This is a genomic window from Streptococcus sp. HMSC071D03, from assembly GCF_001812125.1.
Taxonomy (GTDB): Bacteria; Bacillota; Bacilli; order Lactobacillales; family Streptococcaceae; genus Streptococcus; species Streptococcus pseudopneumoniae_N.
Window position 1 is genome coordinate 12,438 of record NZ_KV807816.1, and the last position, 246, is coordinate 12,683.

Here is a 246-nt window from a genome sequence, read left to right on the forward strand (position 1 = left end):
CATAAATTTTTGAAAAAGTCTGCTCCAGCTCAGTAAAAAACTTTTTGTGTTTTTGATAAAGCTCAGGATTCTCCTTCATATCTGCAATAGAGACCTTATCAATTGTAGAATGATTGAATAGCTCTTTTGCTGGTACAAGCCCTAGAAGGTTGTCTGTTCCCTTTTCTTTGGCTTCAAGTCCAAGGGCCTCCAGTAATTCTCTTGATGATCCATAGTTTGGTCGAATCATATTTGCTAAGAAATATA

General features: G+C 36.2%; 1 pseudogene. It reads right to left on the bottom strand.

What is annotated here, in order from left to right:
* Window positions 1-246 (bottom strand): annotated as a pseudogene (locus HMPREF2837_RS11985) (ParA family protein); the annotation flags it as partial.